Raw genomic sequence first — 11418 nt, forward strand, 5'->3', positions numbered from 1 at the left:
TTCGGGTCACACCGTTCTCTGCGACAAAATAGTTACTTGTCACTATTAAGCCTTGTCTTAAATGTTTTATTGACACTGGCGGTCTTGATCTGGATTTTTGTCGCGAATCCCAACCTGAATCCGGTCTACGCTGATGGCGCATTCCATTGGTGTGTCATCCTTTCCTGTTACGTGGTTTTGAATTTCCTTGTGGGTTTTGGCGGCGTGACGGTGGAACAGAATGCTGCTGGGATACCGACTGTGCACGTTGATCGAAAGGCCCGCGGAGCTAAGGCCGGTTTCCGGATCTTAGGCGTGTGTTGGGGACTCTTCCTCGTAGCCTGTATTGCCTCGACGGTGTTTTTCAATTATGGCGCTTATCGCGACCAGTTTGGAACGCCGGAAAAGGCTGAGTTTACCGATTCCGTCCAACCGATTGCACAAGACCAGCTGCCCATTGTGGATAAAGCGCTGGCAAGCGAGCTTGCCGATAAGAAGCTGGGCGAGAATCCCGGTTTGGGAAGCCAGGTTACGCTCGGTACGCCGGTTATCCAGCAGGTAAATGGAAAATTGATCTGGGCAGTCCCGCTGGAGCATTCGGGGTTTTTTAAATGGCTCAAAAATATGGATGGCTCGGCGGGGTATATTGTGGTGTCTGCAACCGATGTCAACGACGTCGAGCTGGTGACGGATTACAAGATCAAATACCAGGATGGGGCCTATCTGCTGGACAACCTGGAACGCCATACACGGTTATTTGGCGGCGCTCTGTTCCGCGGAATTACAGATAAGTCATTTGAGTTGGATGACAATGGAAAGCCCTACTGGGTCATCACCACCTATAGCAACCGTTGGCTGTTCTCACTGCCGGAGGCCACCGGTATTTTGACCGTAGATGCGACCACAGGCGAGACTGCCCACTATACCATGGACAATATCCCGGAATGGGTGGACCGTGTACAACCAGAGGACTTTATTGTTGAACAGATTCAAAATCAGGGTGAATATGTCCATGGTTTCCTGAACTTTTCCAACCAGGACAAGTTCCGTCCCAGCACGGGGCATATCATCGTATATAATGACAACAATTGTTATTTATTTACTGGACTGACCAGCGTCGGTTCGGATGAATCGGCCATTGGCTTCATGATGGTGGATATGGTAACAAAGGAATCAAAAATGTACCAGATGAGTGGCGCTACAGAGACAGCGGCCATGAGCAGCGCCCAGGGAAAGGTTCAGCAATACGGATATATCGCGTCGTTCCCCATGATTATCAACCTCGATGGAGAACCGACCTATTTTATGACGTTGAAGGACAACGCGGGCTTGATTAAACAATATGCGTTTGTCTCGGTTGCTACCTATACAGACGTCGGTACCGGCGAAACCATCAGCGCGGCATTGCGAAATTATCGTCAGACCCTACGGGAAAATAACAGCGGCAAAGTGGAAACCAGTATCGGCGATGAAACCGTGACGGGGACGGTATTGCGAATTGCAAGTGAGTCCATCGGGGACACCATCACATATCGTGTGATTCTGGAGGAACAGCAGAACCGTATTTTTACTATTCCCTATGATGCCAGCGCAGAGCTTTCTTTAACGCAGCCGGGCGATCGCGTGCGTATGGACTATCTGCCAAGCGAAACGGGGGTTTGTTCTGCTACCACGTTTGACAACTTAGAATTTACGCAGGAAGGTACTTCATCCACGGGGGGAGCTTCAAAGGAAGATTTGCCTGAATCGACTGCGCCTGACCGTACAGAAGATGCCTGACCACGTGGGCTGTTCGCTTGTATCTGAAAGACAATCGTATATATTTCTTAGAAACCGGCGGCCTTTTTAAGGGCTGCCGGTTTTTCAATTAAAACATTGCAAATTTTCGCTAAAATAATTGAAAGACAAGGGGCTAAAAAGCTTTTATAATGGGAGTAGACCAAAACAGCAGAATATGGGGAAGTATATACGGTCGGCATTCCACTCTGACAGTTGACAGGATGTGAGCGGCATGCCGATTGTTGCCATGCCTTTCGGTAAAACCAATCTGCTTATAAGAAGACTGTTTGTAAAAGCTGGGGCCGGGACGACGGTTTGTTGTTCCGGCCCTGGCTTTTTCGATGTGGTTGTTGGAAACCTCTCCACCCGCCTCCATCCTGGGATTGGACATCGAGAAAAAGATGTACGTTTTGTCATCCATTTGTAACCATCAAAGTGAAAAATTTCTGCAAGTATGCTTGTATTCTGGATGAAAGCACAAAAGGGAGGCGGAATCATCAAAGGATAGGGGGGATTTTTGTGAAATCGATCCGGCGAAGAAGCGTTGCATGTATTCTCAGCCTCATTTTGCTTTGCAGCGGCCTGTTGGCTGCCTGCCATGCACAGAGCGATCGCTCGGAAGGGACGGCATCGATGTCTGTCGATTCTGCTTCTGGCGAATCCGGGGCAATGGATACGGTGAATGGCGCAAAACCAGAGGAACTCATGGAAGAGAGCACAACCGGCCTGGGAGGAAACGCAGGCGGCGTAGATTCCGGAACCCGCCCCACAGATGGGGAAAAGCTGATAGAGAATCTGTATTATAAGATCGAAACCTTGCAGTTCGAGGACTCCGTGGAAAAGGTACAGAACCTTTATGAGGAATTGGGGGGATATGTGCAGGAATCCAGCGTCGAAGGCATTTCCGGTCAACACTTGCGCTGTGCACATTATGTCCTTCGGATTCCCCAGGAAAAGGTGTCACAGTTTCAAGGGCGCACTTCTGAACTCGGCAATGTTCTTCGGGTGGATACCAATGTTCAGAACGTGACGGACACGTATTACGACATCGAAGCGCGGCTGAAAAGTTTGCGTACACAGGAGGAGCGGTTGCTGGCGCTGTTGGAAGAATCCGGCTCCTTGGAGGACATTATACAGTTGGAGCAGGCGCTTTCCGATGTGACCTATGAGATCGAAAAACTGACGGGAACTCTGCGCAACTACGATTCTCTGATCGAATACACAACCGTTACCATCGATTTACAGGAAGTCACGAAGGAGACAGAGGTTTCGCAAGCCCCCGTTACTTTGGGAGAGCGCATGTCAGCGCAGTTCCACTCCACGATGACAGGCCTGGGTGCGTTGGGAGAAGCTGCCCTAATTTTCCTAGTGGGGAGTCTGCCGGTATTGTTCCTACTGGCGATCCTGTGCCTGGTGGTGTTCCTGATTGTGCGGAGAATCACACGTTCGCACAAAAAGAAGAGGGAGCCAAGACCTGAGGAACCTTTTACAAAGCCAAATGAAGATTTCCACAATCATCAAGAATAAATGGAGGAGACAAATATGAAATCATTCAAAAAAGTTACTGCTGCTGCGCTGATTTGCGCCCTGCTGATGAGCATGCCCGGCTTGGGGGTTCTCGCAAGTACGGAACCGGTTGCAACTTTGGAGGAACCGGTCTTAGTGAACACGGACCAAGAACAGAAAAACTATACATCTGCGGCGGCTGATTTTTCCATCAAGCTGTTCCAAAACAGTATGGATTCTCAAAAGAATAGCGTGATTTCACCGCTTTCCGTCTATTTGGCGTTGGGGATGACGGCAAATGGCGCCAGCCATGAGACCTTAAACCAGTTTGAGTCGGTGCTCGGCGGGGGGAAAGTCAGCCTGGAGGAGATCAACCGCTATAATTCGGAATTGATTTATGCACTGCGTTCCAACGATGACCGGAAGCTGCGCATCGCGGATTCCATCTGGTTTGATACGGCAAAGGACCTGACGGTGAATCAATCCTTCCTGGACAAGAACGCTCAATATTATGGAGCAGGTATTTTCCAGCAGAATTTTAAAGATCCTGCAACCATGGAACAGATCAACGGATGGGTGAGTGATAACACAGAAGGAAAAATCCCGGCCATTCTGGACGAGATGGACCAGGATGCGATCATGTACTTAATCAATACGGTCCTGTTCGAAGCAAATTGGATGGTTCCGTATAATGAAAGCCAGGTTGCTCCGGGGACCTTCCATGCAGCGTCTGGGGACCAGAATGCGACCTTCATGACCTCAAAAGAGACCTACTTGAAGGACGGCGGCGCCCAGGGAATGATGAAGTACTTTAAGGATGGGCGGATGGCCTTGACAGCAGTTTTGCCTCCGGCCGGTTTGAGTGCGGAACAGTATGTCAAGTCTTTGACAGGGGACAAATGGTTGTCTCTGATGGAGTCGGCTGGTGTGGAGGAAGCAAACAGCCACCTGCCAAAATTCAAATTTGAGTATGAAAAGAAGCTGGCACAGCCTCTGCAACAGATGGGACTGACCAATGCATTTGATGTGCAAAAAGCAGATTTCACCGAGTTGGGCTCGTATACAAACCGCAATATTTCGGTCAACGAAGTTCTGCACAAGGCGTTTATTGAAGTCGATGAGGCGGGTGCAAAGGCGGGAGCGGCCACTGCGGTAGAGATGATTGCGCGGATGTCCATGCCGGTTGGGGAGCCGGTGGAGCTGTGGTTCGACCAGCCGTTTGTCTGTGCGATTGTGGACACGGAGACAAATCTGCCCCTGTTCCTGGGGGTTGTACAGAATCCAACAGCAGAGGGCTAAAAAGGGTTCAAACAGACCTGCGGGGAGGCGGAAAAGATGGGGAGAAAAATGGCCGCCGTTCTTTGTGTGGCGCTCTGCACGGTATGGATGACCGCATGCGGTGGGCTACAAGCAGGAGGTGTACATCTGAAGGAATCCCGGCAAAATGTATCCGAAAGTAGCACGAACGCATCCGCCTTAAAGGAAGGGTCAGAATCCGATGCTGTGTTGGGGGAAGTAGTGCTTTCTGAGCAGGAACAGGAGGATCTGGCCGTTGTAAAGGCCATCTTCGACTGGCTCTATCCATTGGATGATGCCCTGAACGAAGGGATCGAGTGGATTGCCCTGGATACCACAGAACTAGAGATTTCCGATGTTGTGAAGAAACAGCTTTTCGAATACATTGGGGAACAGAGTGGGTTTTCTGTCCGAGAGTCCACTGCGCAGGAGTTAAAGGACGAAGGCTTGCTGGGTGAACAGGGAATCCGTACAGGGATTTTGCTCACAATGTCCATGCAAGCAGAAGAGGCGGATACCAGGCGCTTTTCCGCAGAAAAATACCGCAGTCCGTTGGGCGCAATCGGGGTAAATGATGGAATTGTGCAACGGGACGGAACGGTGTGGAAGATAGACGACAAACAGATCCGGGTATTCATTTCCTGAGCAATCCTATAGAAACAAAAAGGCCATCCGGCACGTATCTGCCGGATGGCCTTTTACGTAGGAACCTGGACTATATATCACAGCGGTTCGAAAAGGAAAACGGTTTACCCAACAGAAACGAATATACAATCCCCGAGGGATTGACAAATGAAAAGATAAAAAATCTTTAAAAGGATTCCGATAGGACAAATGAAAAATAGCGGAAAATACCATTTAATCAATTAAAATAGCAATATAATTTAGACAATCACAATTTATTCCATTGACAGACATTTCCATTTTTCGGTATATTTTACTTAAGTTCTTATTTATTGAAATTTTTTAGAGAGATTGTCACTATTTGATCGAGTGCGTTGGTTGTAAGCCCCACGACATGCCTTTTTCGATTGGATAGAGATGTCTCACGTTTTTATGAAAGGAGAGGATGGAGCACTTTTCTAAATGTTGATCCAATGGAGGGCTGGATGATCGTGCATCCGGCGTCGTATGAAAATGGAGGCGGTGGGTACTGCCTACGAAAATAGGTGTGGAATGGAAATCTGTGATAAGATTCTGCAACCTATAGGTCGTTGAAAAGGAGGAGAAAAGTCATGAAAAGGAATAAGAGCCGGATTGTGAGTCTGGTTCTTTGCGCAGCGATTGTTTTGTCCGGCGCTCTGCCGGCGACCGCTGCATCCGCAAAGGAAGAGAGCAAACCTGTTGCCGTTCAAATGAATACGCAGGGCTATGCTTCAGAGATTATCGGCAATGTGCGTGTACAGGTCCTGTCCCCGACAGTGGTCCGTCTGGAAGAAAAGGGTCCAAAAGGATATGAAGATCGGGAAACTTTCCATGTGACGAATCGCGACAATTGGGAAGGGACGGAAGTAACCCGTGAGGAAATGGACGGAAGCGTCATCCTGCGGACAAGCGCGTTTGATATTACGATTCCTTCAGACGCCCAGGACCTTTCCGGTATCACGATCAGCGATAAGGAAGGACGGTTGCTCTGGAAGTATAAGGGCCTGCCGGGCAGCAAAGTCTATTTACCCGACCCAGGCGAGGACGTTTTGGCTTGGGAAATGGGAGATAGCCCCCGCATGACCGTGCCGGAGTGGGGCTTCGCACCACAACCGGAAGACAACAGCGAGAATCGGGAAACAAATGGCTTTGATCAGAGCAACGATGCACCGGATATGTATGTTTTTCTCCCGCAGGGCGACGGCGTACAGCTGCGCAAGGATTTCAACAAGCTGACGGGCCAAACCGAAATGCTTCCGCTTTCGGCGTTTGGCGCTTGGGATAGCCGTTACTATGCCAACACCGACGAACAGGCTTTGCAGCAGATTAAGGATTATCATGAGACCTATCAGGTTCCGTTGGACAACCTCGTCATTGACACGGATTGGAGAAAAGCTTCCAGCGGTACGGGATATGAGATCAACACCGATTTGTTCCCGGACATGGAAGGTTTTTTGCAGGACGCCCACGACTTGGATGTCAACATTATGTTTAACGACCATCCGGAACCGTCCAAAAACAGCGAGGGACAGCAGAATAATGCGATTAATCCCGACGAAGTGAAATTCCGGTATGACAATCTCACAAAGTTGTTGAATATGGGCTTAGACGGATGGTGGTATGACCGCAACTGGTCCACAACCATTGTGGCGCCGGAAGGATTTACCCATGAGGCAATTGGCGCTTCGGCATATTCGTATGCACAGAAAGCCGTCTATCCGGATCAACGCCTGTTCATGATGAGTAACGTCGATGGCAGCTCCAACGGCGTTGACATCGGCGCGCCGGATGTAGCGCAGCACCGTTACGGGATTACCTGGACCGGCGACATCGGCGGTCATCAGGAAACCTTACAGGATGAGCTGGAGTTCACAGTTCAATATGGAGCAATTGGAGGGCTGCCCTACATTTCCTCTGACGTTGGCACGCACCAGACCAGCACCAAGGATATGACCGCAGACGAGTATGTCAAATGGATGCAGTATGGCGCGCTTTCTCCGATCTATCGCCCACACTGCGCATGGGTAGGTTCTGTGGACGAAGGCCGTATGCCTTGGTTAAAGGGCGAGGATGCGCTGAACATTATCCGTGATTATGTCAATCTGCGTTATCGCTTGCTCCCGACCTACTATAATCTTTCGCATGAAAACTACGAAACCGGCATGCCGCTGGTCAGAAGGCTGGACTTCGAATATCCGGAGTATGAAAGCGCTTCGAGAAATGACCAGTACCTGCTCGGCGAAGACATCTTGATTGCGCCGACGATCACCACATCGGAAAGCGGCGATCCAGCTGTTCCTTCCGCATGGTTAAAGACTCCAGACGGCGAGCAGGGTCTCAAAGCGGAGTTCTTTAACAATCTGAACCTGGAAGGCGAGCCGGTTGTTGTCAAGAATGTTCCCAATATCGATTTTGATTGGGGGAAAGAGTCGCCTGCACTCGGTGTAAACGAGGAAGGGTTCAGCATTCGCTTCACGGGCACGATCACCATCGGAGACAAGGATGTACAGCTGCAAACCTATAGCGACGATGGTTCCCGCATTTACATCGACAACGATCTGTTTGTTGACTCCTGGAAAGATCAGGAACCGACGGCAACCACCTCCGAGGGTACCTTGAAGGCTGGACAGACCTACGACATCCGTTTTGAGTTCTATGATAAGGAGAACGAAGCCGTTTGCAAGATGCAATATGTGCAGGCGGGCGAAAAGGATGAGGCTATTTGTACCAGAACGGTTTGGATTCCAGAAGGAGAATGGATTGACGCATTCTCTGGCGAGACCATCTATGGCCCGCGCAGTATTGAGGTGGAAGCACCGATCAGTGAGAATCCGATTTATATCAAAAAAGGTTCCATCCTTCCGTTGGCGGATGAGATGATGTCCACAAAAGAAGGGGATTGGAGTCACCTGACGTTGGATGTCTATCCGTCCACCCGTTATGAGGATTCGACTACCCTGTATGAGGACGACACCATTTCCAACGATTACACCGAGGGGAAATTCCGTACAACGGAACTTTCCACGAAGTTTGAGGATGGAAAGACCATCATCGACATTGGCGCGGCGAACGGAAGTTTTGACGGCGAGCTGTGCTTTGACAACCGCAGCTGGACCGTTCGGATTCATCAGCCAGAGGGCTGGGGTGAACTGAAAAATGTTGCGACATCGGATGGACAGACGCTTGCCTTTACAAAGGTGGAGCAGGACACAGATGCCATGCCTTTGGAAATCGAAGGCGGAGCGGCAGACGGAGCAGTCTATGAAGTGGAAGTGTCCGGAAACGTCTATGAAGCTATGCAGCTGGTAGCAGAATTTGAAAATGCAGTGGACCCGGAAGTGCCGGACCTGGAATATGACGAGGCAAGGGATTACGACAGCTACAAGCAGCCGGTGGACTATACTGTGGATATCACGGAGGATATGCCGTATGTGGTCGACCTGACAACGTTGGGCAACCTGGACTGGGTACAGCCGAACGTCAATGATTACAGGGAGACCATGAGAAAAAATACAACCACGCCGCAGATTACTTTCCTCAAGCAGAATGCCCGCAGTGTGGGAGGATTTGACGACTATTGCACAACCTTTAGTTATTCAGACGGTTTGCCGATTCAGTCGGTAGACGCAACCCGAAACGGTTCGGTTATCTTTGATGACAATGCAAGTTTTGAGTTCACCGTACAGGCAACGGAACAGCCCAAACAGCTGATTCTCTTTATCGGTGGATGGAAGAGCGAAGGTAAGTTGGAGATTTTCGACAAATCCGCAGATACGGAGGTCCAAACCTTTACCTTTAGCGACCCGGAGAAGTCCTATTATCGGAAGGTCACCATCGATATGACTTCTGAAACCGGAACCGATCTGGTGGTTCGTTACACAAAGACGAGCGGTAGCAATATTACGTTTGCCGCAGCAGCACTTCGCGATCCGAATGCAGAACCAGGCGAAGAAACCAATAAGGTTGTAGAGCGTGAAGTCGAAGTACTTGACTGGTATCCGGACAAACGCAATCTGACCGAAGAGGGCAACCTAGACTGGATTCACTTGGGACAGGCAGCGACCTCCAACATCAACCGTAAGAATGTCGCAGAAGAACAGCTCGTTCTGACAAATTCGGCTGATTTGGTCGGATTTAACGATCATAAGACGGCATTTACCTGGACAGATGGTACACCGGATAAGGAGGCAACCGACCTGATCACCGGATTGCAGCAGAGTAAACTGGGAAGCGACTTTACCCTCCAGGCGAAGGCAGGTCCGGAAGAGAAGAAGCTCACCCTCTACATCGGCGGATGGAAGGGGAAAGGAAAACTTACCGTTTACGACGCATCCGGTTTAACAGAAAATCAGGTATATGAATTTGGCGATTTGGATACCAACTTCTATCGTACCGTAACCATCGATATGAAGGCAGAGCAAGAGACTACCCTGTATGTACGATATGAGTTGATTGAACAGAATGGCGGAAATATTTCCTTTGTAGCAGCAACATTGAATGCTCCAGAAGTCGAGCCGGCGGAACACATGCTGACGGTAAGCTATCCGACAACGGTGAAGCTGTCGATCGACGGGGAAGAGCAGACGATTGCAAACCTGATCGGTGCATATAAAGACGTCGTAATGGCAAACACGAATCTCGACCTGACCTTTGAGCCGAGAGTCGAAGGCAGAGAGATCGCAGGCGTGACAGTCAATGGCGAGCCGGTAGAGGCGTTTGATGTCAATGAGTATGTATACAGCCTGGCAATGCCGAATGCAGACACCACGATTGAACTGGGCTTCACGATCGTAGATAAAGAAAATCTGCGCGAAGTGATCACGATCGCAGAGAGCGAGAGCGTGAAAGCGCAGGTAGCGGCGGCAGTCCCGTCGGTACAGAAGAAGTACAAGAATGCGTTGCAGGCAGCGAAAGCGATCGAAGAAAAGAAGACCGCAAGCCAGGACGAGATCAACAACGCGATGTTTGAGCTGATCGAGGCATTGCAGTATCTGAGCTTTACAGCGGGCGACAAGAGCCAGCTGGAAATCCCGATGGAGATTGCAGAGAGCATCAATCGAGAGAACTTCACGCCGGAGAGCGTACAGGCGCTGGACGACGCATACAAGGCGGCAGAGGATCTGATGGACGACGAGGAAGTACTGGAAGCAGACATCCAGGCAGCGGCAGAAGCACTGTATGAAGCGCTTAATAAACTGGTCTTCCGTGCAGATAGGACGGATCTGGAAGCTTTGGTAGCAGAAGGCAAGAAAATTGTAGAGAATGCTTCGAAGTACATCCAGGATGAAACATGGGCTACCTTTAAAACCGTCCTAGGCGATGCAGAAACTCTGTTGGAAAATGACAATGCAACCCAGGAGGCAGTGGATGAGAAGGCCGAAGAACTGCTCAATGCGATTACAGCACTGCGTATGATTCCGAACAAGGACGCTTTGAAAGACCTGATTGGAAAAGCAGAGGCAGTGAACACCAGCAAGTACACAGCAAAGAGCGTGGCAGCGATGCAGAAGGCATTGAGCAACGCAAAGGTTGTGTTGAACAATGAAGCAGCGACCGAAGAAGAGGTCAAGAGTGCCGTAGAAGCACTGGAAGCAAGCATCCAGAACCTGGAGACAAAGACGACGACAGCGAAGAAGAGCGGCTCCACATCGAGAAATGTAAGCAACACATATGGAGCAGCGGGTGTGGTTTCCGCAAGCCAGAGTGCAGCGGCAAGTGTGCGCAGTGATGCGGCAAATGCCATCACGCTGAACAGAGGAAGCATGTACACCTTCAAGATGACCGTGGTCAATGGAAACGGACTGGTACCGAGCTTCACAGTGGGCAACGGAAGCGTTCTGAAGACACAGTTTGTGTCCCAGATCGGCAATGACTACTACTACAGAGTGTATGCAGTTGGCACACCGGGCCAGAGCACAGGCGTTTACACCACACTTCCGGGCCAGAATGCGAAGCTGCATTGCGAGGTAGCCATTGGATGAACGCCGGGAAATTTGTGTAAGGTATAAACGTGTACTATTCGATCAAGCACCCGGCAGCCGATAGCAGAAAGCTTGCGTAGGAGACGCCGTAGGCGCGGAAGATGCTGTGTGTCCACAGGAGCATGGCCCAGCCATCCTTGGCGGACATCTTAGTAAATTGAGCGAAGGGAGCCCCTTTCGCAAAGAGCAGAATCCCCGCTCCGGGAAACCGGAGCAGGGGTTTTGCTGCTTT

General features: G+C 50.2%; 6 protein-coding genes. All 6 read left to right on the top strand.

Going from position 1 to position 11418, the window contains the following annotated elements:
- Nucleotides 1-84 precede the first annotated feature (84 nt).
- The 6 genes from B9Y59_RS00880 (at nucleotide 85) to B9Y59_RS00905 (ending at nucleotide 11186) form a co-directional block, all read left to right on the top strand.
- The gene (locus B9Y59_RS00880) at nucleotides 85-1758 is read left to right on the top strand and encodes a hypothetical protein (RefSeq protein WP_242967168.1); all 1674 of its coding nucleotides are present in this window, start codon (nucleotides 85-87) and stop codon (nucleotides 1756-1758) included.
- A 232-nt stretch (nucleotides 1759-1990) separates the two neighbouring features.
- Nucleotides 1991-2185, top strand: coding sequence for a hypothetical protein (locus B9Y59_RS00885; protein ID WP_054324876.1), 195 nt, complete (start codon nucleotides 1991-1993; stop codon nucleotides 2183-2185).
- Between the two features lie 92 nt (nucleotides 2186-2277).
- On the top strand, nucleotides 2278-3285 hold the full coding sequence (locus B9Y59_RS00890; RefSeq protein ID WP_085531222.1) for a DUF4349 domain-containing protein: 1008 nt from the start codon (nucleotides 2278-2280) through the stop codon (nucleotides 3283-3285).
- Between the two features lie 15 nt (nucleotides 3286-3300).
- Nucleotides 3301-4563, top strand: a complete 1263-nt coding sequence (locus B9Y59_RS00895) for a serpin family protein (protein WP_158088905.1) — start codon at nucleotides 3301-3303, stop codon at nucleotides 4561-4563.
- A gap of 36 nt (nucleotides 4564-4599) precedes the next feature.
- A complete protein-coding gene (locus B9Y59_RS00900) occupies nucleotides 4600-5205 on the top strand; it encodes a hypothetical protein (protein ID WP_085531226.1) in 606 nt (201 codons plus the stop codon).
- A gap of 590 nt (nucleotides 5206-5795) precedes the next feature.
- Nucleotides 5796-11186, top strand: coding sequence for a TIM-barrel domain-containing protein (locus tag B9Y59_RS00905; RefSeq protein WP_085531228.1), 5391 nt, complete (start codon nucleotides 5796-5798; stop codon nucleotides 11184-11186).
- Nucleotides 11187-11418 lie beyond the last annotated feature (232 nt).

Source organism: Anaeromassilibacillus sp. Marseille-P3371, assembly GCF_900169665.1.
Classification (GTDB): domain Bacteria; phylum Bacillota; class Clostridia; order Oscillospirales; family Acutalibacteraceae; genus Anaeromassilibacillus.

Coding starts and splice junctions, on each gene's coding strand:
- B9Y59_RS00885 (WP_054324876.1), top strand. CDS start 1,991: ATGCCGATTGTTGCCATGCCTTTCGGTAAAACCAATCTGCTTATAAGA.
- B9Y59_RS00900 (WP_085531226.1), top strand. CDS start 4,600: ATGGGGAGAAAAATGGCCGCCGTTCTTTGTGTGGCGCTCTGCACGGTA.
- B9Y59_RS00905 (WP_085531228.1), top strand. CDS start 5,796: ATGAAAAGGAATAAGAGCCGGATTGTGAGTCTGGTTCTTTGCGCAGCG.
- B9Y59_RS00895 (WP_158088905.1), top strand. CDS start 3,301: ATGAAATCATTCAAAAAAGTTACTGCTGCTGCGCTGATTTGCGCCCTG.